At 40.6% G+C, this 25,925-nt stretch carries 25 protein-coding genes and 1 pseudogene; 6 read left to right on the forward strand and 20 right to left on the reverse strand.

Annotated elements, in window-relative coordinates; genetic code table 11:
- Positions 1-30: 30 nt before the first annotated feature.
- The 10 genes from C8D98_RS13095 to C8D98_RS13140 all read right to left on the reverse strand — a co-directional run bounded on the left by C8D98_RS13095 (position 31) and on the right by C8D98_RS13140 (position 8,501).
- A complete protein-coding gene (locus tag C8D98_RS13095; protein ID WP_132874618.1) occupies positions 31-276 on the reverse strand; it encodes a hypothetical protein in 246 nt (81 codons plus the stop codon).
- Between the two features lie 15 nt (positions 277-291).
- A complete protein-coding gene (locus C8D98_RS13100) occupies positions 292-1,218 on the reverse strand; it encodes a ParM/StbA family protein (RefSeq protein WP_132874619.1) in 927 nt (308 codons plus the stop codon).
- A gap of 202 nt (positions 1,219-1,420) precedes the next feature.
- On the reverse strand, positions 1,421-1,690 hold the full coding sequence (locus C8D98_RS13105) for a type II toxin-antitoxin system RelE/ParE family toxin (protein WP_132874620.1): 270 nt from the start codon (positions 1,688-1,690) through the stop codon (positions 1,421-1,423).
- The gene (locus tag C8D98_RS13110) at positions 1,690-1,917 is read right to left on the reverse strand and encodes a ParD-like family protein (protein WP_132874621.1); all 228 of its coding nucleotides are present in this window, start codon (positions 1,915-1,917) and stop codon (positions 1,690-1,692) included. The genes C8D98_RS13105 and C8D98_RS13110 overlap by 1 nt, the downstream gene beginning before the upstream one ends.
- A gap of 89 nt (positions 1,918-2,006) precedes the next feature.
- Positions 2,007-2,267, reverse strand: coding sequence for a Txe/YoeB family addiction module toxin (locus C8D98_RS13115; RefSeq protein ID WP_132874622.1), 261 nt, complete (start codon positions 2,265-2,267; stop codon positions 2,007-2,009).
- Positions 2,260-2,514 carry a type II toxin-antitoxin system Phd/YefM family antitoxin gene (locus tag C8D98_RS13120; protein WP_132874623.1) on the reverse strand — a complete coding sequence of 85 codons (255 nt, stop codon included), beginning with the start codon at positions 2,512-2,514 and terminating at the stop codon, positions 2,260-2,262. Before C8D98_RS13120 ends, C8D98_RS13115 begins: the two co-directional genes overlap by 8 nt.
- 49 nt (positions 2,515-2,563) lie before the next feature.
- Positions 2,564-2,989, reverse strand: coding sequence for a hypothetical protein (locus tag C8D98_RS13125; protein WP_132874624.1), 426 nt, complete (start codon positions 2,987-2,989; stop codon positions 2,564-2,566).
- Positions 2,986-3,897 (reverse strand): hypothetical protein, encoded by a 912-nt coding sequence (locus tag C8D98_RS13130; protein WP_132874625.1) that lies wholly within the window; start codon positions 3,895-3,897, stop codon positions 2,986-2,988. The genes C8D98_RS13125 and C8D98_RS13130 overlap by 4 nt, the downstream gene beginning before the upstream one ends.
- 1,811 nt (positions 3,898-5,708) lie before the next feature.
- Complete coding sequence (locus tag C8D98_RS13825; protein WP_207891284.1) at positions 5,709-6,035, reverse strand: terminase gpP N-terminus-related DNA-binding protein; 327 nt, start codon at positions 6,033-6,035, stop codon at positions 5,709-5,711.
- Between the two features lie 99 nt (positions 6,036-6,134).
- Complete coding sequence (locus C8D98_RS13140) at positions 6,135-8,501, reverse strand: sigma-70 family RNA polymerase sigma factor (protein WP_165871341.1); 2,367 nt, start codon at positions 8,499-8,501, stop codon at positions 6,135-6,137.
- 223 nt (positions 8,502-8,724) lie between these two features.
- On the opposite strand from C8D98_RS13140, the gene C8D98_RS13145 reads away from it, so the two are divergent.
- The 4 genes from C8D98_RS13145 (at position 8,725) to C8D98_RS13160 (ending at position 11,399) form a co-directional block, all read left to right on the forward strand.
- Entirely contained in the window at positions 8,725-9,327 is a 603-nt protein-coding gene (locus tag C8D98_RS13145; protein ID WP_207891285.1) for a helix-turn-helix domain-containing protein, read from the forward strand.
- Between the two features lie 386 nt (positions 9,328-9,713).
- On the forward strand, positions 9,714-10,082 hold the full coding sequence (locus C8D98_RS13150; RefSeq protein ID WP_132874628.1) for a helix-turn-helix domain-containing protein: 369 nt from the start codon (positions 9,714-9,716) through the stop codon (positions 10,080-10,082).
- 13 nt (positions 10,083-10,095) lie between these two features.
- Entirely contained in the window at positions 10,096-10,404 is a 309-nt protein-coding gene (locus C8D98_RS13155) for a hypothetical protein (RefSeq protein WP_132874629.1), read from the forward strand.
- An 8-nt stretch (positions 10,405-10,412) separates the two neighbouring features.
- Positions 10,413-11,399, forward strand: a complete 987-nt coding sequence (locus C8D98_RS13160; protein ID WP_132874630.1) for a tyrosine-type recombinase/integrase — start codon at positions 10,413-10,415, stop codon at positions 11,397-11,399.
- 517 nt (positions 11,400-11,916) lie between these two features.
- Here the strand turns inward: C8D98_RS13160 and C8D98_RS13165 are convergent.
- The 5 genes from C8D98_RS13165 to C8D98_RS13185 form a co-directional block, all read right to left on the reverse strand.
- Positions 11,917-13,839, reverse strand: coding sequence for a methyl-accepting chemotaxis protein (locus C8D98_RS13165; RefSeq protein WP_132874631.1), 1,923 nt, complete (start codon positions 13,837-13,839; stop codon positions 11,917-11,919).
- 177 nt (positions 13,840-14,016) lie between these two features.
- A complete protein-coding gene (locus C8D98_RS13170) occupies positions 14,017-14,907 on the reverse strand; it encodes a SphA family protein (protein WP_132874632.1) in 891 nt (296 codons plus the stop codon).
- Positions 14,908-14,920: 13 nt separating this feature from the next.
- Positions 14,921-15,631: a TorD/DmsD family molecular chaperone gene (locus tag C8D98_RS13175; protein WP_165871342.1), complete on the reverse strand. Its 711-nt coding sequence runs from the start codon at positions 15,629-15,631 to the stop codon at positions 14,921-14,923.
- 61 nt (positions 15,632-15,692) lie between these two features.
- A complete protein-coding gene (locus tag C8D98_RS13180; RefSeq protein ID WP_132874634.1) occupies positions 15,693-16,298 on the reverse strand; it encodes a 4Fe-4S dicluster domain-containing protein in 606 nt (201 codons plus the stop codon).
- Between the two features lie 9 nt (positions 16,299-16,307).
- Positions 16,308-19,010 (reverse strand): molybdopterin-dependent oxidoreductase, encoded by a 2,703-nt coding sequence (locus C8D98_RS13185; protein ID WP_132874635.1) that lies wholly within the window; start codon positions 19,008-19,010, stop codon positions 16,308-16,310.
- A gap of 450 nt (positions 19,011-19,460) precedes the next feature.
- Here C8D98_RS13185 and C8D98_RS13190 point away from each other — a divergent pair, with 450 nt between their 5' ends.
- Positions 19,461-20,978 (forward strand): sigma-54 interaction domain-containing protein, encoded by a 1,518-nt coding sequence (locus C8D98_RS13190; RefSeq protein ID WP_132874636.1) that lies wholly within the window; start codon positions 19,461-19,463, stop codon positions 20,976-20,978.
- Positions 20,979-21,021: 43 nt separating this feature from the next.
- Here C8D98_RS13190 and C8D98_RS13195 read toward each other — a convergent pair whose 3' ends face one another.
- On the reverse strand, positions 21,022-21,654 hold the full coding sequence (locus tag C8D98_RS13195; protein ID WP_132874637.1) for an FMN-dependent NADH-azoreductase: 633 nt from the start codon (positions 21,652-21,654) through the stop codon (positions 21,022-21,024).
- Positions 21,655-21,878: 224 nt separating this feature from the next.
- On the opposite strand from C8D98_RS13195, the pseudogene C8D98_RS14070 reads away from it, so the two are divergent.
- Positions 21,879-22,205: pseudogene (locus C8D98_RS14070) on the forward strand (TolC family protein); the annotation flags it as partial.
- 397 nt (positions 22,206-22,602) lie between these two features.
- On the opposite strand, the gene C8D98_RS13205 reads toward C8D98_RS14070, so the two are convergent.
- From C8D98_RS13205 to C8D98_RS13220, 4 genes are read right to left on the reverse strand one after another with little or no spacing between them, the layout of a single operon-like run.
- Entirely contained in the window at positions 22,603-23,349 is a 747-nt protein-coding gene (locus C8D98_RS13205) for an ABC transporter permease (protein WP_132874638.1), read from the reverse strand.
- Complete coding sequence (locus C8D98_RS13210; protein WP_132874639.1) at positions 23,346-24,167, reverse strand: ABC transporter ATP-binding protein; 822 nt, start codon at positions 24,165-24,167, stop codon at positions 23,346-23,348. The genes C8D98_RS13205 and C8D98_RS13210 overlap by 4 nt, the downstream gene beginning before the upstream one ends.
- Positions 24,164-24,946, reverse strand: a complete 783-nt coding sequence (locus C8D98_RS13215; protein WP_132874640.1) for an ABC transporter ATP-binding protein — start codon at positions 24,944-24,946, stop codon at positions 24,164-24,166. Before C8D98_RS13215 ends, C8D98_RS13210 begins: the two co-directional genes overlap by 4 nt.
- Positions 24,947-25,885 (reverse strand): FecCD family ABC transporter permease, encoded by a 939-nt coding sequence (locus C8D98_RS13220; protein ID WP_132874663.1) that lies wholly within the window; start codon positions 25,883-25,885, stop codon positions 24,947-24,949.
- Between the last annotated feature and the right edge of the window lie 40 nt (positions 25,886-25,925).

The raw sequence follows: 25,925 nt of genomic DNA on the forward strand, positions 1-25,925 counted from the left end.
CCTTCAATTCGTAAAACCTTAATGGGCGAGTTATTCAAACTCGCCCATCACTGAACCGCTGGGAACATTTTTTACTTCATTTTCTGATTTTATTTTGGGAGAGCCGCCACTAGCCTGCCTACCAAACAGATTAAGCATATGCTGTCCATCCTCAGTCTGGATATAAGCCGCCAGTGACATAGCAATAAATTGCCCACGCTGAACCTTTGGCAGAGACATCAATGTTTTCAAGAGTGCTTCATTTTTTATAGTGAACTGTATTCGCCTTTCATCCATACATCACCACCATTATCACAATCCTGCTCGCAGACCTTTCATATAGCCTCTTGCATTGCTGTATTCCGGATGTTTTGGCACGGATATAATTTTTGATAATGATGTAGGCATATAGCCATTCAGAATAACTGCTCCACCGCCGCCAAGAAGCATAACTTCCGCACGCTTAAGTCTGCTGTCCCACCTGCTTTCTATGGTATGAAGTAACTCATTGAAATATTTTTCTGTGATACTTCTGATAATTTCTGAAAGGTCTTTTATATCGCCGTAAAGCCTGAGCTTTCCTTCAAGAAAAACGTCTTTAGTCTCCTGTTCTGAGAGTTGAAATGAAAACTCTGAATAGATTATGTCTGCCAGTTCTACAATAATACGAGAGATACCATATTTCTCCAGCGTACCTGCATCTGAACGAACAGCCGCACCTTTTTCAAAACAGACCACATCCACGGTGTTATAACCGATATCAAGCACAATGCCGTCTTTTGAGGTGTCTTCCTTTGTCTTGCCATCAATATCCATTCGATAGTCCATCAGAATACCGACAGCCTGCGGAAACAACTTCGGCTGTATCTCAAGTTTTTCTCCGTCAACAACAGTCTGAGTAAGCTCTTTTAAGAACTCTTCCTTTTTAGAAAACCAATTAAGCGGCGAACCCACACCCACATCCTGCGTTTCCAACCCTAGACTTTTGAGAGCGTGATATACGAAAAGCCCAGTGTACCTTCTGAGGAAATCATAACTGCGTGTACTGAAGGCTCCAAAACGTGCCTGCTCACCCACCAGATATTCTCGTCCTTGAAAGCAGCGAATACCTTCTTCTGTTATCCCTGAAGAACTGTTACCTGCATATTTAATTGCTGTCGGCATCTTAAAATATTTCAGTTCTCCTGCTTCCATATAAACAACCTTCACATCACCAAACCCTACGTCAATTCCAGTCATAGCGACCTCCTTACATTTTCTAAATATGTAATGACTCAGGGGTGAAACTCATCACGCATAAAACATGCAGAAAAAACTCATGTATGCGTGATAAAAAACTGATTAATGAGTGTTCGTGATTTTGATAACTGAAATAACAGGCATTAAACACTCATTAAAGAGTGTTTAATCAGGGATATAGAATTGATGTTAGATTACAGGGTTATCTTTTAAGTTCTTTATAAAAGTTCTCGTGACTGCCAAGTGAGAGAAGGATTATCTCGGAGTCATCAAACTGATATGCTATTAAAAAGAGCTGCTTTGTGATTTTGCATTTATACACAAAGACTGATGCCAGATCGCCTTTCTTTTGCTCTCCGATATAAGGATTCTCGTAAATTGCTTTAATCGCTGTATCAAGCTCTGACAGTTGATTTTTATGTAGTTTTTTCTTGTTCTTTACAAAGGTTGGAGTCTGGAGGATTTTACGCATTAAGCCCCTTCCCCAAACTTATACTCCTCAAGCTCACCATGCTTTGCCTCTTCAAGAGCAACAAGCAGATCCTTAATCATGCTGAAATTAAAATCAGGATTTTCCTCTGCAATTTTGCCGATTTTTGCCCAATACTCTATCTGACCGCCAACAGAGCGATTTTCAACCTTTGATAAAATCTTTGCAGAATCGACTATCTCATCAGATATTCTTATTGCGTGTGCCATAATCCACCTCTGAGTATAAAATATTGCATAATGCAACTAATTGCAACGATATTTCATGATTATATTCTGCGAAACAAAAGTGTATTAGATCAATAGTGGTAACGGCAGGAGATAACGACAATCTTTTCATCTTCGACTGCATATACCAGTCTGTTGGTGTCATCAATTCTTCTCGACCAGAATCCGGAAAGATTTTCTCTCAGGGCTTCTGGCTTTCCGATTCCTTCAAATGGACTCCGAAGAACATCTTTTATGAGCAGATTTATTCTTTTGATTGTTTTTCTATCCTGCGACTGCCAGTAAACGTAGTCCTCCCATGCCGCTTCAGTCCAGGCTATCAGCCTATTCACCTACGATGTCCTCAACCTTTACCTGAGAATTCTTATACTGGCTGATAGATTTCATAAGATGTTCAGCATTCGCCGGAGTTTTAAGCAGATGGAAAGTCTCCATAATACTGTTAAAGGTATCCAGCGACATCACAACGGTGTCATTTGAATCTCTGCGAGTAATGACAGTATAATCCGCATCGTCTATAACGCTATCAAGCACAGACTTCAGATTATTCCTTGCTTCTGTAAAGTTAACGACTTTCACTTCAGCACCTCCAACTTGTACAATTTAATGTACAAGTTAAGCAACGATTTTACAAGGGAAATTTGATTTTACTTGAGACAAAGGCATAAGACGGTGTCTCTGCGTAACGTATTTTATATATTACAGGTTCATCACTTATTGGCTTTGCTACAGCGAGCCCCACCAAACCAAAAAATACGTTCAGAACGGTCTGTTTGTTGGCGTAAATGTAATTACAGACTCTCTTAACATCTTTGTTCGACAACACTGTAATTACCGCCGCTCTGTGCTGAAGCGACAGAAAGCGAAACTGCCCCGGAGCGTATCTTTCCCATACTGGAAAATACAGATAATCAAAAATATCACCGTGATAAAGCGGCTCAACAGCCAGTTTTCTTAAGCCTTTTCTGAAGTCATGTTGCACTTTAAAATGCTCTGCAGTGAGATCCTTTCTGTATCTCATGGGCTTTGGCTTCTTTTCATTGTCCTGTGTCATATCTGCTCTCTGTATGGGCTGAAATAAATCATATAGATCTTTTCAGGAACTGTATTGTGATCCATATCCCAGAAAAAATTTGTTCTCTGATAGGTAAATCTGTTAGTTACTCTCGAAAGCCAGAGTGGAATTATCGCACCCGATGTGTGCCTGAAATCGGCGTTACCGGCGGCGAATTTTTTTGTATGCTTAATGAAGTACTTTTGCACCTCTTTCACCTGCTCCATAGCGTCTTTTGCATATCTGGCATCTTCAACAAATGAATTCACTAAAGCTGATAGGATAACGAGCTTATGGGCATATGAGGATTTACCTTCCGTAGCTTTTAAAAGTCTCTCTTTGAGAGCTTTTACATAGTCATTACTCAGCTGCACATCGACATGTGTGCGACCGTTCCGTATAGATGCAGAAATCGCATAACACATAATCTCAAGGGGTTCATCAAACACATATTTGTAGCCACTTTTTCTAGAAGAACTCGTGTGGACAAGGTTATTCTCAAACCTCAATCCGCTCTCATGAGCTTCAAAAAAGAACGGATCAAATACGCAGTTAGCAAGGCTTCCTTTTCTGCCGTCTGCATTCCAGAAGCAGAGATATTTCTCCAGAGCAAAGTCGATGAAGACGGAATCAGTTATCCCATGATTTCGCAATGTAGACTTAAATAACTCGACATCATGTTTGCGTATCACTGCTTCATGAGAGTAATACCATTTCTTATTGCTGCCATTAAAAAGCCTTCTCATCCAGCTGAGTGTATTCCCTTTCGTCCAGTCCAGCTTAAAGCTATTCTTCTGCTTCTGGATGATTGGAGCAAGGCAGAGATATACTCTGTAGAGTTCTGTCATCTCTTTGTAGATGACAGACCCCGCCATATGAAAATACTTCTGCGACAGTTTATCAGCCATATTATTGAACGCTTTGCGATTCATAATTTCATAAAGCTCGCCATTGCGGAAATACTGCCGCATGAGAATCATTCTCTGGGCACGTCTGACCTGATAGTATGTATCTTCTATATTCATACGCAAGAAATGCGGACAAGGTGAAGTTATCACCGTCAGATTAAAAGAACGTAATAATACGAAGCACATAATGCGTATTACAGAAGTGGATAAAAACGCACGGCAATAGCATTGACAACCGCAGCTTAAACGGAATAAATTTAATCATTATTTGATGAAATACATCGGACTTGATTGTCCATAGTCAGTCTGCGAAACGCAGATCAACCGCAATGCCCTGAGACATTCTGCGGAAGTTGTATGAACCTGCTGTCCTGAGATACGGACACCACGTATCACGCAACACCAGCGAATCAGAGACAGTACGGAGACCACCGCAGCACACCACTGCGGCCACGGAAGTCAGCGGAACACCACCGCATCAGGCGATGCATACGGAACTTAACGGGTAATGCCGTCTGGGACTTTACTGTCCATGGTACAGCTTATTTGACATAACCGGATTCACCGGCTATGACCTTTTCTGCCACAGGCAGAACAATTCAAACAAGTGCAGAAGACGAGATTAATTTCTCCTTATTTACGGCATAGCCGTATACGGAGGCGGTATCGAACGCAAAACATTAATCAGTCAAAGGCACTTTCCCCAGCCTACAGCAGAAGCCAACAAACGTTGGCTGAAGCTGATGATATAGATAGATGCCTGGTTTTTTAAACGTATTACACTGTAGTGTGAGTCCCGAAGTCCACAGGCCGATGTAGACCAACATCGGCAGCAAAAAGCCATAGTGTGGAATAAGGGATGAACCGGAGAGCCGGATGCGAGGGAAACCCGCACGTCCGGTTTGGGAACCAGCTTGCAGGAGCTACCTGCTCCGCCAGAGCAGGGTGTGACTGTAAGTTGAGTTCACATAAGAACGCAACACTCCTGTTGTGGTAAACTCGCCGTAGGTGCTTTCCGAAATATTCCAGAGGGCTGGGATCCTCAACAAATCCCAGCAGGATTATAAGGAAAGCTCCGGAGTAAGAGTTTTCCACAACATGGGGCTATTTATAAAGTCCAGTATATTGAAATGGTGCGTCTGGATAAGACAGACATCCTTTTGGACAGGGGAACATGGGCTGAAGAGCTCAGTTAACCTGCAAGGGAATCAGCGGCTGTATAGGGATTAAGGGACTGGTCATCCGTATAAACCTTTACAGTTAGAGCAGCTGATTTAAAGCCCGTGAGGGCGACCCGAAGCTTTATGGTGACGTGAGGAAGCTCCGTTTAAAACTTTTATGTGTAGGTGTGAGTAAGGCGATCTGTGACACTTCGTAGCCCGAAAACTGCAACAAAGTTGGTATTTGCTCCAACGCCGAAAATTTGAGTACAGGAGCCACCTAAAGAGCTGTATAGGATGTGTGAGGTAAAAGCTCACGATGCCGGGACAGGTAATGCTGTTGGTATATTGTCTGAATCGGAGAAGTAACCTGTCTGATAATGTCAGGCAGGGCTCGGAGGACTCGTAGTAAGCCCGGTGTGAAAACACCACGTCTGCGTCCGACCGTCCAGGTTAAGAGCCTGCGGCACTTTATGGGAGTGGCATCCCAGAGAGGTAAGTGAAGGACAGATGAGCTGTTGAAAAGACGGCTGGCCGAAGGGGTCTAGGTTCTGTATCATGCTACAGATGTTAATGCGTTTAAGAGACCGGACACTGTTTATCGTGTCTGTCTCAATTTGGGGAGCTTCGGCTCCCCCTTTTTATAATGTATTACTTTTTTGTTATCTTTTTTAAATCATATGCAACTGTTGGTTGTGAGATACCTAACATTTCTGCAATTTCTGCTTGAGTATAACTTTCTTCATACAACTGAAGCTCAAGTTCTCTACGCTCATCAATGTCAAGCATATCAGGATTAAAACTAGTCATTTCTTTAAGAGCCCCATCAGCTCTAGTTCTGTAAATATTAGTATCGCCATTTGGTTTTTTCACCACAGCCACACACACTCCTGCCCCACCTTTAATCACATATCTGTCTCTTTGTGGATTAATGGGCACAGGCATTTTAAACAAATCTGGAAAATTATCTTTTCCCATACAACACCTCATTAATTTGATTAATATGATTGATTAGATTTAATCAATTTAATTCACATTGTCAAGCTATTTATTTTGCCTGATTACCACACATTCTATTTAAATAGCGAGTCCGCCGAGTTCAAAATATCCTGAGAATTTAACCGGCTTAAAATTATTGCTGATATACATAGCAACCTTTTGCTTAACGACATCCATGTCATCGCCCATGGAGATATTGTTTTCATTAGCAAATTTTGCCAACGTTTTTATACCTTCTTTCTCTGCTATATGGATATTTTCTTTGGTACAGCCTAAGAGCAATGCCGTTTCAGACAACGAAAGAAATCCTCTGTTTGTAAGTCCCAGCCTGTGATGCAGCACCTGTTCCTGCCTCAAAGGCAGTATCCTGATTATTTCTCTTATCAGTTCTTCAGGAAATTGAAGCAACTCAGCTCCGTCTGTTTCATCTTCAATTTCTGAAATCTCATCAAATACACACGCTGATTTATCTGCGGTCTTCAAAACATCTCTTAGTGCCGGTGTTGTCTGTATCTCTTCAAAATGATGCTTCAGGTTTATCAGCATCCTGCTTTCAAAAGCTGAAAGCGTCATAACTGTCTCCTCTGCAGCAAGCACAATCAAGGTTTCATATGCCACAAGCAGGGCTTCTGTTTCAAGATCTTCAAATGAATATACCGAAAAAGGCAGGTGCTTTGCGATATAGCTGGCAATTTTTCTTTTATTCGCTTTATTTGCAACGGTTAACTCAAATGCCTTGTTCCAGACAGATTCCGGATTATTAAAATCAACGCCATCTATTGTGATATTCTCAGACGCAGCAGTATCCTTTGTTATGATTTTTTTGTTTTTCTTTCCGCCGCCATTGCCGGGACAATATCTGCATTTGTCAGTTGCTCCTGTTTTCATTATTTTTGGGGCACACATGCCTTTGCATTTTTCCCAGCACTCAGCCGCCTGCTGTATCAGCATTTCTTCAGATTGCTTTTTCTCAGAAACAGATTTCCAATCACATGAATCACAATATTCAAAGAAGTTTTTAAGCCTTAACCGCTTGACAACGCAGTATCCGGCAGACCTACAGTCACTTATTATCTGCTCAATAGATTTTTCCTGTTTTGGCTCTTTTAACCTTGCCACATACGCTTTGCAGTATCTGCAATATCTGAACGGAGAAACTCCATCTTTCAAAACAGCACAATCTGAATGTTTTTCTGAGCATTCCTGTGCTTTTTCAAAAACAGAGAAGCCCTCAGTATCGTATTTTCCTGCAATAACAGCAGAAGAGTTCTTTAAGAGCCATGACAGCTTTGGGAAGCCGGATTTAAAGCTCAACAGAAAGTCAGATCTCTTAACTGCACTAAACAGCTTATCCACAAAACCCTGCCCATGCAGCTTCAAACCTTCTTTGATGTACGTCTCAAAAATTACATTAAACCTGCTTACTGCATCCTGATTGATTAATTCTTTATACTGATCAAAAGCATCATTGTAATGACCTCTTATGCTGATTGGAGGTTGCTCTGCATGGCACTCTTTCTCTCTGTCTTCTATATGTCTAGTCTCTGAAGAATAGTCTATATAATGAGAAAGTGCCAAATTGTCCTGACGGAGGGTGTCATTTTGGGCACAGAGAGTGCCATCTTGTCCAGATTGGATGTCAGATTGTCCTATCGTAGTGTCATTGTGTCCAGTCGAAGTGTCATTCTGTCCATTCGCAATTTCTTTGATATTCAATACTGTAGTGCCAAATTGTCCAGTCGTAGTGCCATTCTGTCCTGACGACATGCCAGATTGTCCATATGCAATTTCAGATATTCTCTCATATACAATAGTTATCCATCTGGTCTTATTCATTCTGCTTTCATTGAATCTGTCAGTACATATGATGATATTGTCAGAAGATAGTCGGCTTATAACCCGCTGAAGAGTTTTCTTATTCCAGAATGAAAATTGTGTCATCCAGCGACTATAGCTATTTGCGACCCAATACGCTGAATCACGCTCGTTTGAACTATATGAGAGCCAATAATGAAGCTGTTGCAAAAAGATAGCTTCATTTAAACCAAGTTTTACGGCAAGAGTAGGCTGAAATATAAGTGGATATTCATCAATGACGCACTCTGAATATAAATCAGTTCCGGTGACTTCACGTAATTTTGAATAATTTATTCTGTACCATTTTGTCTTATTGAAATACTTATTGAATTCAACAGAGGAAATCAATATTTCAGAATCTTCTAGAGATTTAACGATTCTTTTGAGAGTCCTAAGGCTCCAGAAAGGAAACTGTTCAAGCCAGTTTTCATAAGTGTTATAAACCCAACTCACCCCATCATTCTGATGTTTTGACTTACCAAGCCAGTAATGCAGCTGCTGAGTGAAGATAGCTTCATTCAGACCAAGTAATTTGGCAAGAGACGGCAGCACAAGCAATGGTGGTTCGTTTATCAAATATTTTGTCATTGGCATAGAAAACCAAGCATCAATTTGATTCAAGGATTCGGATTAATAGCACAATATAACCTGCTCAAATTTCATATTTCTCAACTGAACAAGATTATATCATCCAAATGAACAATTCAAGAATATTTATACACCATATGGCATATAGCGACAAAACAAAAATAGAGTGATAATATTCAACATGGAGAAAACAGATAACATAGACGAAATTATCAGAGAACGCTTGAAAGAAGCCATCGCAAATTCAGGAATGTCTCAAGCCAAACTATCCGGCATAGCGAAGATATCGCACCACAACCTTAACAGATTCCTCACCGGGGCAAGAAAAGGAATAACCCCTGACACTATATATAAAATAGCAAAAGCCCTTGAGATAGACATATCCTACCTATTTGGTGACGCAGACAAAGTCAACAGACAATCATCGATAAAACCACTACACCAACAATCCTTCGGGGAACTATTACAAAGATTATTAGATGCAAAACGCATGACATACGAAGATCTCGTAGCACTCGACATTGGCGTTGGCATAAAAAGCATCAGCCATTATAAGAACAACTTAAGAGTTCCGTCCCTTAGTGTACTACAAAACATTGCTCACGCACTAAACACCCCTGTCGGGTACTTCTTCAACGAAGTCTCACTCGAAGAAGCACTCTCAAATGAGCAAGAGAACCCAAAATCAAAAGAAATTCAGAAACTTTTAGACATAGCCAAAGATCTTGACGCTGACAGCATTAGAGATTTACTAAAACAAGCTGAAAAGGAAAAAAGCCTTCAGGATTATAAAAAGATAACCCCTTCGCAAAAGAAATCTTCATAATTTTACAAACCATAAATTTTTCTAACAACAAGTTAATATTATTAAATATTCTCTCCGTTGTCAATTCATTTACATCCATATCCCACATCATCCACATGAGCAAACACATCACGTCTTGACATGCTACTTATTGTAGAATATATTTTCAATATGGTACTCATAAAAAATAATCTAGGGACATACAATCTGCTTATCACACACAACAATACTAGATATTTATGCACTATAAACGGAAACCCAGTTGAATTTGACGATCTTGAGGCAGGCGAAGACTATATAAATAAAATAAAAAAGTTACCGCTTTTTTTCTACATTTAGTACCAAAGAAAGAAATAACAATACCACTACTTTGAACTTACCTAATACCATCGAACAGGAGAACAGAAATGAGCACAACTTCAGAGAGAATGAGGACTCTCATCAAAGAAAAAGGAATGAAACAAATTGACGTATGTAAAGCATTGGGGCTCTCACCATCACGACTGTCCAATTATCTCTCAGGTAACAGGATGCCAAGCATTGAAATTCTATCGAATTTCTCCGCATACCTCGGTGTTTCATTGGACTATTTTAATACGATTCCTAATCCCAGCGATGAAATAGACGAAAAAGAGTCTCTCAAAAATTATGTCAGATTCTTAAGCGAATTAGCAAAGCCTGTAAAAATAGAAGTTATAACTGATCTTGGAGTTAGAAAGTTTGAAATAAACAGCACCAAAGTATCAAGCCTTATCAGCTCGACAGCAAATTTATAAATTCGAGCTGAATATGAGCGACTCAGACATCAACCTGATACTTGAAAAACTGAATGGGATAGAAAAGCATCTTGAGGCAAAGCAATATTCACACAGATGGCTCTCGATGGCAGAGGCATGTGAATATGCTGGCGGCAGATCTAAAAACTGGATGCTGGACAAACTCAACACCGGAAAGATACACGGCTATCAGGAAGACGGCAAAAAAGGTTTTCCGGGGAAATGGGTAATTGACAAAAACAGCATAGATGACTTTTACAGCGGACTAAAAGAGGACACCAACAAGAAGTATCTTGACCTGAAAAAGCGAACAGGAGGATAACAACAGTAATGAAATTGTGGCAATACCCCGGCATCGGCACATGGTATATCTACTTTGACAGGAATAATAAAAAAAGCCTCAAGACAAAAGACAAGAAAGAGGCTCAAATACTCTTCCGCAAATATCAAAAAGATTTACTCGAAGGGAAAATAAGCGAAATCCACAATTCTGAAAAATTCTCAGTTTTCAAACAGTCATGCCTTACAAATTATAAAGCGACAAAAACCTTGGGCACATTTCAGAGAATGGAATACACACTGAAAGCATTTGAAGATTTTATCGGCGACAAGGATATCTCTAAAATTACAAAAAGAGATATAGACAGATTCGTTGAATTAAGACTTGGGCAAGGTCTTGCAAAAACAACCATCAATATCGATATCAGAAACTTAAAAGCGGCATTTGGAAAAGCATACGAGTGGGAACTTCTACCTAAGAATACATTACAAGGATACAAACAACTTAAAATAGATCGTAAAGCACCACAGTTCTTGAATTTAGAAGATATCAATAAAATTGCAGATATAATCGACAGCCCTGTAATTAAATCAGCATTTTTCTTCTATATCCTTAGCGGTTGCAGGCGTGATGAACTTTTAAACCTGACTTGGCAGGATATTGATTTAAAAAACAGAGTAATCCATGTCAAAAAGAGCAAAACACATTTAGACAGATGGATTCCCATAAATGATTCTTTAATGGAGGTCATCGAACAAATCCCGCATAGAGTCGGTAAACTCTATCAGATGCATCACGACACCATCACACACAAGATGAAGAAATACATGATTAAAGCTGGATACCCAGATATGAAACTTCATAATTTAAGACATACATTTGCAAGCCTTATAGCTATGTCAGGATCTTCATTACAGACAATTAGAGACCTTCTCGGCCATACCGATATCAAGACCACAGAGATATATGCCCACCTTACCAACGATCATCTTAAAGCCGCAGTGAGCAAAATCAAAATCGATATCACACACCCCTAAAAAAACCTAAACAAAACGGATTATGATAAATTACTTTGACATCTATACAAAGAACGGACACAAAAGTGGAATTTGTATCACAATAATTAACGATAAAGAATTTTATATTGTACTACAATACGCTAGCAAGCGTAAGCTTCCCCTGCCGGTTGACATTTCTAAACTAGAGTTTTCCGTTAAATGAGGTCCCCCCAGTCTTAGGACACCAATGGAGCATGCAGAAATAATGGAAAAACTCTATGCTGACTTGGCAATATCGAAGGGATGTTTACAAAATATTCAAGATTATTTCCGTATATCACGCTATTGGCATTCATAATCCTGAATATCGTTGTTTTTATGATTACATATTATTAAATAGATATCTTATTTTACGTTGTTTTGAATAAATAATTTGGTATATTTAAAAGAGACCACCAATGTCACTTGATGGTCTCATAAGGAGGTCCATTCAGATTTGGCACCTAGGCATAATGTTGCCAAATCTTACCTCCTCCCCCATTATAAAATCCAGTATCTAGCTTAATTTGAATGAGTCAACATGTTCATAGAGAACATGTGCTTGACTTTGCAAGAGTTCTACACTTTTGACAGATTGCTGCATAGCCACATGTATCTCTTCAATACCTGAAGAGATGCAATCTGCCTTATCGTTTATGATGTCTGTTTTGTCGGCCTGAATCTTGAGAACCTCTTTAATTACAGATCCATTTGAAGCAATTGTTTTCATTGCTTCAGCAACAGTTTCAATCTTTTCGTAAACATTATTTATAGCATCTACTCCTTTGGACACTTTATCAATTGTCATAATCATTGCATCCGACACATTCTCTGTATCATTTTTGAAAGTTAAAGTGATTTTCTCAATCTCTTTAATAGCATCCTGTGTACGCTCTGCTAATTTTCTGACCTCGTCAGCAACAACTGCAAATCCGCGCCCGGCGTTACCAGCTCTCGCCGCTTCAATAGCAGCATTCAGAGCAAGAAGATTTGTTTGGTCAGCAATATCGTTAATAACAAAAGATATATTTGTTATTTCACGAGATGAGTTCTGTAAATTGTTTACAGTGCCGGCAAGATTCTTAACATGTAGATTTATGTCTCCCATATGTGAAACAACATTTTTTAGCATCACCTTCGCCTGATCAGCGTTTCCTGATACGCCTTCTGTCTTTACAAAGATCTCAGACAATTTGTTGTTAACATGATCTGATTGCTCTCGCATATCATTCAGTAGAGCAGATACGTCAGAAATTTGCTGGGATTGATTACCAGTGTTCAATGAGATTTCATCAGTTGAATTTCCAATTTGAGTGCTTGCAGATGCGAGGTGCTCTGCTATTTCGCGAATAGTTGATATTGTAACTTTAAGACTGTCCATATACTTATTGAAATTATGGGCCAAAGAACCAATTTCATCATTTGCATTGACAGACAATCGGCACGTCAAGTCACCATTTCCATCAGAAATCATCTTAATCGCATCAGATGTGATAGATATAGGCTTAGCAATACTATTTGCTATGAAATACATTACAATCAAAGCTATAATAAGGCCAATAACAGCCATGTATATTATTGGTATAGACACTGATAGCGACCTATTCTTAAAATCATCATAAGGGACATATGATATTATTTTAAGCCCGGTTCCATTAACATCATTATATGATATTACAGCCTTTTTATTATTGACTGTTTGGATTGTAAAATCACCTTCTTTTAAATTTAAAAGTGTTCTTCCCCATTCATAGTCTTTAATATTTTCTTTAAGTATCTTACTTCGGTCTTCATGCTGCAGAACCCTTCCATCATCCATAGTAAGGGCAACGTAGCCATTATCTAATAATTTTATATTACTTATAAGACTCTTAATAAATTCACCAAATGATGCAGAGATACCCACTACACCCGCATATTGATTATCAATAATAACAGGATATGTTGTGACTATAGTTAAGTCTTTTGTAATTGGCGACATTATTGGTTCTGAAACCATATTACGCAATTTGATGGCAGCTTTTACGTTATAAACGCTACTGGTTTTAAATAAATTTAATCCAATTGCCGCTCCATTAAAACTATCTGCAACAACAGTTGGCTTATCTTTTCTAATTCCGAGATAACACCCTTCTATCCCTTTAGTGTTGTTTTTTAGCTCAGTCAAGTAGCTCTGAACATTGGAAAAGTCCTTTTTACTTATAGCATCACTTACCATTTTAGAATTAGCTAGGGTTTTTGCTATATCATTATTGTAAGAATAAAAACCAGAAATACTTTTTGAAATTATAAAATTTGATTCAGAAATTGGGTCAGACAAAGCATTAACAATTGCATTCGTAGAGTTCATATACACAGCAATTCCAATAAATAACGAAAATACTAAAAATAAGCAAGTAACAGCCATCAATATTTTTGTTTTAAACTTAAGATTAATCATTTATTTACCGCCAGCAAATCCGTTATTTTATTAACGAATTAAGCACAGGAAATTTTTTAATTCGAGGCATTTCTCAAAAATTGTTAGATAAAACAAATAGCAAAAATTCTAAAAGATTTTACCCCGTGTTCTTCAAGGTATAAAAGGCTGCGCATTAAGCGCAGCCCTTTTGACTAGTTAGAATGGCTTAACAAATGTAACCCATGAGGAAGTACCTTCGCTTGTATCGGCGGCATTAAATTCTTTATATACTTTAACTTTAAAAAGTGATTTTATAGCAGGTACAAAAAAGTCGATTTCAGGTCCAATACCATAAACGTGGTCATGTACACTGGCGTCATAGTTTACATCATTACCCTTGTCATCGCTAATCTGCCAGTGTGCATACCCGGCAAGACCAGCAGTAACACCTCTGTTAATGTCTTTACTGAGCCCCCACTCAAAATCAATGTCATCGCCATAAGTTATATCAGAATGATTGTTTTCAAAGTGCTTTTCATATCTAGCAAGACCTGAAACCGCTACTGACTTTGCGTCATCAAAATAATATGTAGCGCCGTATGTAATCAGAGCAGTATAATGGTCTTTGCCTATATTTAAAGCCTTTGTTTTGTCATATTCTCCAGTGGGGAGAATGATGGCGGATCCGAAAGACATGTCGTATGTGTCTCTGTGCCATGAAAGCAAAAAAGGCTCTACAGTTATATCTCCTAAAGCTGTTTTGCTTGTATCAATATTTGCTGCATCAATATTAAGGTCTGCATTTACAATGGGTAAAATAACATTAAAACCGTAATCAGCTCCTAGAATTTTTTTGTCTGTTATATAGACAAATCTATGCACGTTGGCAAAGCTGTGGACATCAAATCCAATATCCTTTTTATCTCCATTTTTATCGACTGTCTTATCCGCAGAATAATAGTTGTTATACATAAGATAATACATACCTGGTCCAGGAACTGAACCAGCTTTAAGACCTTCTGTACCAACCGCATAGTCCTGTGCAAAAACACTGAAAAAAGAACAAAAAATACAAGCGACAGTTAAAAGACCAATTTTTCGTAACATTTTTTCCTCCGAGTTATATTTTTTTTATTATGAGGTTACGAATTGCCACACCAGTAAAAACCAGTACCGACTGATAAAAGTCAGTTGATGCATGCTTAGCAGCTTCGACAATAAAGCTATCTGCCCATCTGCCTATGTGTTCTTGAAGAAATTTAAAATACAGATTTCTGATTTTCTCAAACTCAATATCTTTGTCATTTTCAAGTAAACGCATTTGCTCATAAGCAAGCTTAGATAAGAACTCCAACTCAACTCCAATGTAATCCAACCTGTTCTTAACATCAGAATATTTATTATAATTACCAAGCAGATATTTTTCCGATAGTGCCTTTTGAGTAGCGGAAGCAGTTGAATGTTCAATATACAACTCTTCATAAGGAGGCATAGGGCCATATTCTGGAGAAATACCTCTGAAAAGTTTTGTCCAATCCTTCTGCATTTGAATTAAAAATGCTGAATCGGCAATCTTTTCCTTACTTTTTTCCATGCTCTGAATAAACAAGGTAGTATCATTTTTATGAGATTCATCCGAAAATGCCCCAATAAATTGTGCAAACTCATAATCGTCAATACTCATAAGAAAATTTTCATTCGGGCATTCATTATAAACTTTGCTCAGAAAAGCCCAAATAAGCATTTCGGATTTGATTTCCAAATAAAACTTTAACCATTCCGGTAAATTATTCGTATTACCCAAGTTAGAATACATTTCCAAGTCTTTCATAAAACCTCTGAAAAGCCCCCTCCCCAGCCTTAAAGCCGGGGAGAGGAAGAGTTTAGCAATATCAGCCGATGTAAAATACTCTAGGATGAGTACCTTTTTCCGGTTTATAAGGCTTAGGCTGATATTTTTTATATAATTTAGAAACCTCGCTGTTAGGGTCATCAAGATCTCCAAATACTCGTGCAACGGCAGGACAAGTTTCAACACAAGCAGGAATCATTCCTCTATCGCGTCTTGACTTACAGAAAGTGCACTTATCTACTGTTCCGTAGACATGATCTTTACTACGAGCTTTCTCAAACTCATTCTGCCCTTTTTCTTCCCAGTAAGTGGGCTTTTCATCTCCGTTGAAGAATCTTGCGCCATAAGGACACGCTTCCATACAGAGCTGACAACCTATGCACTCTGACGAAGTTATCTGAACAGTACCATCAGGCATCTTTTTTGATGCTTTTGTAGGACAAACAGCGACACAAGGAGCCTTGTCGCAGTGGTTGCAAATCATCGGCATAAATGACTGTTTACTGTTTGGAAATTTACCACTCTCCTCAAGTAACACTCTTGTATAAAATGTGCCCGGAGGGGTCGCATTAGCTTGTTTGCACGCAACTGTGCACCCATTACAACCAAAGCACTTTCTTCTGTCTAAAATCATAGCGTATCTCATTATTCACTCCTAATGATATACTTTCACGGGTACTGAACCGATAATCCCTCCACCAATGGAGTCAATATTATTCAGTTTGCCGTTTGTGAGTTTGTTAAAGTGAACATAAGAAGCAGGTTTTTTGCCAAGTGACTTAACCATTCTTCCTAAGCTTCCACCAATAGCAACAGTTTCAGGATGAAAGAGTTCTGACGTTTTGAGCTTGCCCTGTACTTTTCCATTCGCTGATTCAACAGTTATTATGTCGCCATCTTTAAAGCCTTTTGCTTTGGCAGTGAGAGGATTCATACAAATTGTGTTGTAGAATGGAAAAAATGTCTCACCTACCTCATTAAGCCATGGGAGTTGATCAACAGCCCCAATTTTGAAAGGAGCATACGTAATCTTGTAGTTGTATGCGATAAGATCATACTCCTGACCTTTTTTAACGGAATTGACATTGTTAGGTCTCCATGTAGGCATGGGTTCATAGATTCTCAAATGCTTTTCCATATCCCACTCAGGAAGCTGGACGTGATTATCAACAAAAAGCTTCTCAAGTTTTTCTCTGCTTCTGATCAATCTTTCAAAATAGATTGGGTGTCTTGTTTCACCTTTTTTAAACATCGCAGAGTTATAACATCTGCTTTTCGGTTCATAATAGTAATAGATACCTTGCTTTTTAAGCATATCGATACCTTTATCCATGCCGAATTTAGCTTTGAGACCTCTATCCCAGATATCTTTGATTGAATACTTTTTAGACGGATCAAGTTTCAGTTCATCTGGAAGTTTTGAAAATGTTACCTCGCCAAGCATTACACCATCATGGTTAATAATATTGTAAAGTATCGGGAGAGTTCCAATCTGTTCAGCGATATCCATCATGACTTCTTGAGCCTGTCTTGTGTTATATACAGGAGGAAGCTCGTCTCTATACATGCTCATACAGAGACCGAGAGTGTCATGAGTAAATCCGGTAAAGTCAGATTCATATACGTTAACAGATTTTTTCTCTAAGATTGAATTAGAGGGAAAAACTATATCTGAAAGCATCGCTATTTCGTCATAGTGGTACCCAACGCAGGCGACAAAAGGAATGGATGAGATTGAATCCGCTATAACTTGAGGCTCTGTCCCACTTGTCACGGGGTTTCCTCCAACTACGAAAAGAGCGTCTACTTCATAATCAAGCCCATAAAGCTTAGGATTTTTAGCTGCTTTAAACGCAAGATAAGGCGCTGTGTGCTTATGAATCAGGTATTCTGTAAGGTCAAGATGCTGAGGAGGATATGACGGTTCATGTCCTTTTGCCTCAAACTTGGGTTGAACTACGCCATCTTGGTCTGGGCTAAGGAAGGGGCCTCTTGAGCACGCAAGGACACCGCCCGGTACCTCCAAGTTACCTACAAGCATATTGACTACTTTAGACATCAAGTCTGCAGGAGTACCATCCTCCTGATTTATCGCTCCTCTTTCAAGGACAAGACTTGCAGGTCTTAAAGGCATTGTGACTCCATCAAGAGTGATTGTTGAGCCAATGCTAGCAGCATCAACAAATTCCTTGGCTATTCTTTTGATCGTTTTAGCTGGAACAGTCGTGATTTTTTCTGCCCACTCGGGTGTGTACTGCTTCAGGTGATCTTTAAGAAGAGAAAAACTTGCTTTAAACTTCTGGCCGTCAACATCCACAACTGCATTTAAGTCTGGTGTTTTAAGCGATTTATCATCAAAAGACTTGACCTTCTTATCTGAAGCATCAAAAACCTGAGGCTTGCCATTTTTGCCTCTTAAATAGTTGCCATTGGCATCTATAAGGTAAGGTCCATTTGTTCGCCACTGTAGGAACTCAACATCGTATTTTCTTACATCAAATATGATTGAGTTTGACATAGCGAGCAGGAACGCAAGATCTGTTCCGGGCTTGATTGCTACCCATTCACCTCTTGAAGCTTCAGGAGTGTTCCTTGGGTTAATGTCTACAAGCTTGAGCTTCCCGCTCTGAACAGCTTCTGTAAGCCCTCTAGCATGACCATTTGCCGTTCCAAACGCCATACCCAAAGAACGTCCCATTGTAATATGATATTTACAATGAACAAGGTCTGACACTGCAACGGGAAAAACTCCCTGTACCAAGTCAGTAGCAAAATGCACTGTACAGAGAGGGCCATTACTTGTAATCAGGTTCGGAGTACCAAAAGATGCCGCGAAGTGATATATAAACGTATTGAAATAGTTCATATCCCCAAAGCCGATGTTAAACATCAGTCTTCTGGGGTCTTTGTCATGGATAGCCTTAAGCTTACCTGAAGTAATACTGATTGCTTCTTCCCATGAAATCTCAATCCAGCCGGGATCTTCATTAAGACCTTTTTTAGGATTGGTTCTTTTCATAGGTGCTTTAACCCTGTAGGGGTTGTAGAGGTTCTGTATTACAGACTGTCCTCTGGGGCACATTGCACCTTTGTTAGTCGGAGCCTCTTTAACTCCTTTCATCTCAACAACTACACCATTTTCAGTTCTGTACATGTTGACACATTCTCCCCTCATGCACATCCTGCAATGGCTGAAATGCCATTCATCTTTTCCAGAGTTCCCAGACGATGGCGATTTGTCGTCTGCCCATGCTCTCCCAAATGGATTCTGGGCAACCATAACCGCGGCTCCCGTCAGACCAGCGGCTTTCAAGACGCTGCGGCGAGATACCTTCCCATCAAGTAAGAAATTGCTCATTTTTACTTCTCCTTAGCAGTATAAATACCCTAACCGTTATTGTGCAATAATGATGCCGATTTTTATATATCTGATAATAAAGCAATTTAATTTAACAACCGACATCCATTTACTTGATTTAGTAATTTTACGTGTTATTTTTTGTAAAAACACTATATATCATAAATGCTAAAATCAGAATGTTTACCGGAAGAGTTGGGCATTGCATCATCTAGACAGCAAATGCCCATACACAAGAAATGAATAACGAAATATCTCATACAATCAGTCAGAATCTAAATGGTTCCCTCCGGACCATAACTAATTATCCTGAGCTTAAATACAAGCAATTTGCATTCCAAAAAGATTATAATCATTTAACATTACTAGTCATAAACTTTATACGATATAGCGTAACATTTATTGACATCTACTTTATATAGTTTATATTTTCAAAAAGAGGGAGGGCATATGATCATAAACCACCTACAATTTTTCCACGACGCTGTAAAAGAACTTACAGGCTCGCTGATTATTGAAGACGCACTCATGAAATGTCTTAAGTATTTTCAAGGGATAATACCTTGCGACACACTCAGCATCACTTTGTGGGAGCCTGGTTTAAGCTCTCTAAGACAAGTTGCTATTGCAACAGATAAAGACAAACTCCGCATTGACAATATGATTCATGTTAACGATATACAAAAAAGTTTCATAACATGGCCTTATGAATCAAACGTTATCTTCTTTAATGACTTTCACAAAAACCCTGTCTGCTCCACCGTACATGCCGAACTTGATAAGCTGTTCAATATAGGCGACTCCTCACATATGATAATGAGAGTAGATATTGAAGATCAGAGAATATGCGATGTAAACCTCACCGCTAAAGGCTTTGACAGATACACACAAGACCACGCAAAGCTACTCTCACTATTATCATGTCCTTTTGGTATAGTAGTGTCCAATGCTCAGAGATACTGGACTCTTATGGAAGAATATGGAAAGCTGAACGAAAATAAAATGAAGCTAGAGAAAGAGCTGATTGTCAAATGCGGTTGCGAAATAATAGGTCATTCGCTCCCTCTTAGAAATGCCATAACCAAGGCGACACAGGTAGCATCAACAACTAGCCCTGTACTGCTTCTCGGAGAAACAGGAACGGGCAAAGATATGTTTGCCTCATTTATACAAAAGCAGTCATCAAGATCAGTTAACCCATTTGTAACTGTCAACTGCGGCGCCATACCTGAATCATTAATCGATAGCGATCTATTCGGACATGAAAAAGGTGCTTTCACGGGCGCTCTTCAACAACACAAAGGTCGTTTTGAAAGAGCACATACAGGGACAATCTTTCTTGATGAAGTTGGAGAATTGACGCCATCAGCTCAGGTTAAACTTTTAAGAGTTCTTCAAAGCGGAGACTTTGAAAGAGTTGGTGGGCACACCTTGATTAATGTTGACGTCAGAGTGATCGCAGCAACAAATAGAAATCTAGCGTTAATGGTTAAAGAAGGTACTTTCCGAGAAGATCTGTTTTACAGATTAAACGTTTTCCCAATTATACTGCCTTCACTCAAAGAGAGACACGAAGACATCGCACTTTTAACAGACTATTTTATAAAAAAGATATCGAAAAAATTTAATATCGCCCCACCAAAGCTGGAAATAGGCGAACTGAATAAATTAAAAGCATATACTTGGCCAGGCAATATAAGAGAACTTGCAAATATTGTTGAACAGTCATTAATTTGCCACACAAAAGGCGATTTAATTATTACAGGTCTCCCCACTAGTACTGAACCGTTAGCAACTGATTATTACCCAACAACAGTGTGTACTCTTGACGAAGCCAATATCAACTGCATAAAAGCAGCTCTGGACAAAACAAACGGGCGTATTTCTGGCCCCAATGGTGCTGCTAAATTGCTTGGTGTAAAATCTACAACATTAAGAAGCAAAATGCAAAAGCTCTGCATTTCATAATCAGCATGCCTCGGTAACACCGAGGCATGTGTATAACCTTTAATCAAAAAAGCTTAGCAAGCACTTCGGCTCTATCTAATGCTTTATTTTTAAGCTCTTCAAGTTTATCTGACTGAGCATCAACACCCTCAAGAATCAACGCCTCAAAGTCTTCAACACCCATAAACTGCATCAGAGAATAAAGATAGGGCACTGAATGATCCTCTTCCTTTCCGTAGTGAAAACCGCCGCTAGAATGTATACTGAGACACTTCTTGCCTTTACCTTTTAAGAGACCGACAGCACCTTCTTTAGTATAGGCAAATGTCTTCCCCACAACACAAATAGTATCCAAGTAGATCTTCATTTCAGCAGGGAAGCTTAAGTTCCACATTGGAGTAACAAACACATATTTATCAGCAGATGCAAAGTTTTCAGCAGATGCCCATATGTTTATCATTTTGGTTCTTTCAATGTCAGTCAAGTCATCGACACTCATGCCGTTTTTAAGTTTGTACATAGCCCCGAGAACATCCTTATCATATCTCTGAATATGCTCATCATAAACATCTATAGTTTCAATAATATCATTAGGATTATTTTCCACATAGAGTTTCCTAAATCGTTCACCGACACTTAAACTGCGGGACTGTTCCTTTGATTTCAAATTACACGTAATATAAAGTAAGCGAGCCATTTTTTCCTCCTATAATAAATTCTAAATGCAATACCCATGCCTGAAATGATACATCTTAGTTATCAGATGTTTACAATTCAACGCCTACAATTGTTACTAAATAACGCAAAAAGCACACGACATTTAGTACCAATAAGCAAAATTACGTCATATCGCATTATTTGTCTGATTTTTCATCTCACCACTACATATAACAAAAAAGCCGGCTCCATACGGAGCCGGCAGATGCTAAAGCAAAATCCAGTCTATTCCAATATGAAAAAACAGTCTTAAATGCTTATGAAGAAGTAGAAAACTCATTAACAACTCACGCGGAAGAGTTAAAAAGACAAGAACAGCTCAAACAGATGCTTGCTTCTAACAACAAAGAATATGATTTATCAGTTAGACTGTTTGAAAAAGGTTTATCAAATTATATTTCTGTTCTCAATTCAAAATATAAGATGATACAAACCAAAAAAATGATTGCCGATAATGACACGAACCTGACCAAGTCTATCATAAGCCTATATAAAGTTTTTGGCGGGGGAACAATATCTCCTGAATCGTAGGCGACCTCCACATTGAAAGAGTAGGTCTTTTAAGGCCTACTCTTATGAGCTGTAAATAATATTATGCAGGCGCAGTTAATTTATTAACAATAAAATCACCTTTAGGTAATAGATATAAACCAAATGTGGGAGTAATAACTCTTTTATTTTTATGCTTAGTAGTTTATCAAAAGTAAAATTCTGACACACATCCGACCGTGATAAAAACTGAATGATTTCGCATTATTCTAACGGCTGTTTCAAATCTGCTTCAAGTAATGTCACACCTATTGATAGATATAGATATTTATCGCATAACATAATATTCCTAATCCAGAGGCCGCATGTTCGAGTCATGCCGGGGGCGTTTGTTTTATCAACTATTTAAATGGAAAAGCCCGGCTAAACCGGGCTTTTTTTATTCAGAATACCTGTCAAGAAGGATCACTCCTGCAGTGAAGCAGGTGACGGTCAGAAGCGACAGAATGGCAAATGAAGGCAAAGTCTCAGCAGTCAGCCTTCCGGCTCTGATAAGCTCATTTGCGTGGCTCAGAGGCAGCAAATAGATGACCTTCTGCAGCCACGATGGCAGGAAATCCACCGGATAGAAAGTTCCGGAGAAGAACGCCATAGGCATCATCAGAAAGTTGGTGAGTACGGCGTGATCCTCCATATCCTTTATCAGAGTGCCGACTATCACCCCTGCGGATGAAAAGAACGCAGTGTTCAGAATCAGGGCAAAAAGCGCAAGCCAGCTGAAAGGGAAAACATGGAACACCGCAAGCCCCGCAACAGTTATCATTGTGCAGGCGAAAAGCCCTCTGACTATGCCGGAGATTACCAGCCCCCTCATGACGGCAGCCGCCGACACAGGAGACGTAAGCACGGCCTGAAAAGCTCCCGAGTGGAGCCTGCCCATACCCACTGACACAGAGACCATGTTAAACGAGTTCATCATGGAGCTCATGCAGACTATCCCCTGGATGAGGAACGCCCCGTAGTCGGGGATCTGCACCCGTGAACCGAAGCCAAGTCCGAACGCCAGAAGATAGAGCACCGGCGTGGAAATGCTGTAAAAAACGTATCCAAGCCGCATAAGTTTATATTTGAAAAGGAGCATCTCACGGTAGAGAACCGCATAGGTGCCCATCAGACTTTCAATCATACCGCACGTCCTATGTTGACCATAACGTCATCCAGCTTTGTTCTGCGCACCTTAAGCCCTGTGAGCCCTTCGGCGGTGATATATTCGTCCGCCTCCTGCCCGTCCTGAAAGAGCATGGTTCTGCTGTTGACATCCACCGCAAAACACCCTGCCGTATCGATGAGCTTTTCCGGGGTATCAAGCCTGATTATCCTTCCCTTCTCCATTATGGCAACCCGCCCGCAGAGGTATTCCGCCTCGTCGGTGTAATGGGTCGTCAGCAGGATTGAGCGGCCGTCCGCCTGCATCTGGAGGATGATATCCCACATCTCCCGTCTGACAGAAGGATCAAGCCCTACGGTGGGTTCGTCCATAAAGACCAGTTCCGCCCCGGAAAGCAGTGCTCTCGCCGCCATGACCCGCCTTTTCTGACCGCCGGAGAGAGTGCCGACTTTGGCATCCCGTTTTGCAGACAGCCCGAATCTTTCGATGGTTTTATCTATCTCTTGTACACTATTGCGTATGCCCCGCAGAAGTGCATAGACATACATCACTTCGAAAACAGTCATCTCATAGTCGAGGTTCATGTCCTGCGATACCACGGCAATGCTCTTTCTGGTGGCTTTTCTGTCTTTCATTATCTCCTGTCCGTTCAACAGAATTTTTCCGCTGTCGGGTTTTGCAAGGGTTGAGAGCATTTTTATGGTTGTTGTTTTGCCCGCTCCGTTTTCGCCCAGCAGACCGAATATCTCCCCCTTGCCGATACAGAAGCTGACACCGTCAACGGCTGTCACTTTGCCGTATGTCTTGCGGATATTGTCCACCTCCAGAAGCATCATGCAACCCCCATATACATGGCGGCGGTTCTTCCGTCCAGACTGACTATCCTGCTCTTAACTTTAAAAATATCGTATATATTCTGTTCAGTGAGGATATCCCTGCCCGCTCCGTCCAGCCTGACCTCGCCGTCTTTCATGGCGATGAGCCTGCCGGAGAATCTGGAGGCCAGATTGAGGTCGTGCATAACCATCACCACAGTCAGCCCGCATTCAGTGTTCAGTTTCTCCAGAAGTTCCAGAACCTCGAACTGGTGATGTATGTCCAGATAGGTCGTGGGTTCGTCCAGAAGCAGAATTTTCGGGCTTTGCGCCAGTGCCATAGCTATCCATGCTCTCTGGCGTTCCCCTCCTGAAAGCTGACCGAGGCGTGCAAAACGCTTGTCCTTAAGCCCTGTGGCCTCGATTGCCCACTCAACCGTCTGTTTGTCCTCTTTTGTGAAGGCTGAAAGCACCTTTTTGTGTGGGTTGCGCCCGTATGCAACGAGGCAGTGCACCGGAATGTCCGCAGGTGCACTGGGAGACTGGGGCAGAATACCCACGCTCTTCGCAATACTGCTGTCGGTCAGAGCGGAAATGGATTTTCCGTCCAGATAGACGCATCCTGCGGAGGGTTTCATCAGTCTGCCCATACATTTAAGCAAAGTTGACTTCCCCGAACCGTTAGGGCCTATGATAGAGGCCGTCTGCCCCTTTTCGAAAGATAATGTTATATTTTTCAGCACTTCTTTTTTGCCGTAGCCCGCTGAAAGGTTTTCGCATGAAAAAAAATTGAAGCTCATCTAGCGTCCGCTCCTGCTCAACAGATATAGGAAAAATGGCGCACCTACAAATGCCATCACCACGCCCACCGGAAGCTCATAGGGGGCGAAAAGTGTTCTGGCCGCAGTGTCGGCGAAAATGACTATTATGCCGCCGAAAACCGCACTGAAGGGTATCAGAAACCTGTTGTCCGAGCCGATTATGAGCCTTGTGATGTGCGGAACAATGAGTCCCACAAACCCCAGAAGCCCCGCCACGCTGACAGCCGAAGCCGCAAGGAGTGCGGCAAGCATGGTCAGCATGAATTTGACTCTTTCAACGGAGATCCCAAGCCCTCTGGCAACGTCGTCACCCAGCATCAGTATGTTGAGATATCTGGAACCTGCAACGGCTCCGAAAAGCCCCGCAAGGGTATAGGGCAGAATCATCTGAAAATGCACCCAGCTCTTTCCGCTTAATGATCCGGCCATCCAGTTCACCGTACCCTGAATCCTGTCGCTGTAGAGCACTGTCAGGGTTGACATGAACGCACCGAGGAAGGCGGCCAGAGCCACCCCCGCCAGAACAAGCCGAAGGGGGTGCGCTCCGCCGTCGTAGGCCAGAAAGTAAATTACAAGAGAGGTGACAAGTGCCCCGGCAAACGCCGCAGGAGGAACCAGATGCGTAAGCGCAGGGAAAAGTATCATCACCGCCATAGCGAAAAGCCCTGCCCCCGCCGTAACGCCGACAATGCCGGGATCGGCCAGGGGATTTTTAAGAACGGACTGGAGGATAGCTCCGGAAAGAGCAAGATTTACGCCCACCATAGCTCCGGTGAGTATTCTGGGCAGACGGATATTCATAAGCACGTGATACATGCCGTCTGTCTGAACGCCTGTCAGAATCTTCGCCATCTCTCCGAACGAAATCTCCACCGTTCCCGTTATGACGCTGATGACAAATCCGGCCGTCAAAAGCATCAGACCAACGGCGCCCGTGGTCAGGCGCCGTTTTAAATCG

Origin of the sequence: Seleniivibrio woodruffii (genome assembly GCF_004339245.1) — a bacterium.
GTDB classification, from domain to species: domain Bacteria; phylum Chrysiogenota; class Deferribacteres; order Deferribacterales; family Geovibrionaceae; genus Seleniivibrio; species Seleniivibrio woodruffii.

Bases quoted from the DNA above. Each gene is read 5' to 3' on its own strand.
- C8D98_RS13110 (WP_132874621.1), bottom strand. From the start codon at position 1,917: ATGGCACACGCAATAAGAATATCTGATGAGATAGTCGATTCTGCAAAG.
- C8D98_RS13175 (WP_165871342.1), bottom strand. From the start codon at position 15,631: ATGAAAGACTTGGAAATGTATTCTAACTTGGGTAATACGAATAATTTA.
- C8D98_RS13215 (WP_132874640.1), bottom strand. From the start codon at position 24,946: ATGAGCTTCAATTTTTTTTCATGCGAAAACCTTTCAGCGGGCTACGGC.
- C8D98_RS13100 (WP_132874619.1), bottom strand. From the start codon at position 1,218: ATGACTGGAATTGACGTAGGGTTTGGTGATGTGAAGGTTGTTTATATG.
- C8D98_RS13105 (WP_132874620.1), bottom strand. From the start codon at position 1,690: ATGCGTAAAATCCTCCAGACTCCAACCTTTGTAAAGAACAAGAAAAAA.
- C8D98_RS13205 (WP_132874638.1), bottom strand. From the start codon at position 23,349: ATGATTGAAAGTCTGATGGGCACCTATGCGGTTCTCTACCGTGAGATG.
- C8D98_RS13170 (WP_132874632.1), bottom strand. From the start codon at position 14,907: ATGTTACGAAAAATTGGTCTTTTAACTGTCGCTTGTATTTTTTGTTCT.
- C8D98_RS13195 (WP_132874637.1), bottom strand. From the start codon at position 21,654: ATGGCTCGCTTACTTTATATTACGTGTAATTTGAAATCAAAGGAACAG.
- C8D98_RS13825 (WP_207891284.1), bottom strand. From the start codon at position 6,035: ATGGGAAAAGATAATTTTCCAGATTTGTTTAAAATGCCTGTGCCCATT.
- C8D98_RS13125 (WP_132874624.1), bottom strand. From the start codon at position 2,989: ATGACACAGGACAATGAAAAGAAGCCAAAGCCCATGAGATACAGAAAG.
- C8D98_RS13185 (WP_132874635.1), bottom strand. From the start codon at position 19,010: ATGAGCAATTTCTTACTTGATGGGAAGGTATCTCGCCGCAGCGTCTTG.
- C8D98_RS13160 (WP_132874630.1), top strand. From the start codon at position 10,413: ATGAAATTGTGGCAATACCCCGGCATCGGCACATGGTATATCTACTTT.
- C8D98_RS13155 (WP_132874629.1), top strand. From the start codon at position 10,096: ATGAGCGACTCAGACATCAACCTGATACTTGAAAAACTGAATGGGATA.
- C8D98_RS13220 (WP_132874663.1), bottom strand. From the start codon at position 25,885: ATGCTTTTGACGGCCGGATTTGTCATCAGCGTCATAACGGGAACGGTG.
- C8D98_RS13150 (WP_132874628.1), top strand. From the start codon at position 9,714: ATGAGCACAACTTCAGAGAGAATGAGGACTCTCATCAAAGAAAAAGGA.
- C8D98_RS13165 (WP_132874631.1), bottom strand. From the start codon at position 13,839: ATGATTAATCTTAAGTTTAAAACAAAAATATTGATGGCTGTTACTTGC.
- C8D98_RS13190 (WP_132874636.1), top strand. From the start codon at position 19,461: ATGATCATAAACCACCTACAATTTTTCCACGACGCTGTAAAAGAACTT.
- C8D98_RS13095 (WP_132874618.1), bottom strand. From the start codon at position 276: ATGGATGAAAGGCGAATACAGTTCACTATAAAAAATGAAGCACTCTTG.
- C8D98_RS13180 (WP_132874634.1), bottom strand. From the start codon at position 16,298: ATGAGATACGCTATGATTTTAGACAGAAGAAAGTGCTTTGGTTGTAAT.
- C8D98_RS13140 (WP_165871341.1), bottom strand. From the start codon at position 8,501: ATGACAAAATATTTGATAAACGAACCACCATTGCTTGTGCTGCCGTCT.
- C8D98_RS13130 (WP_132874625.1), bottom strand. From the start codon at position 3,897: ATGGCTGATAAACTGTCGCAGAAGTATTTTCATATGGCGGGGTCTGTC.
- C8D98_RS13210 (WP_132874639.1), bottom strand. From the start codon at position 24,167: ATGATGCTTCTGGAGGTGGACAATATCCGCAAGACATACGGCAAAGTG.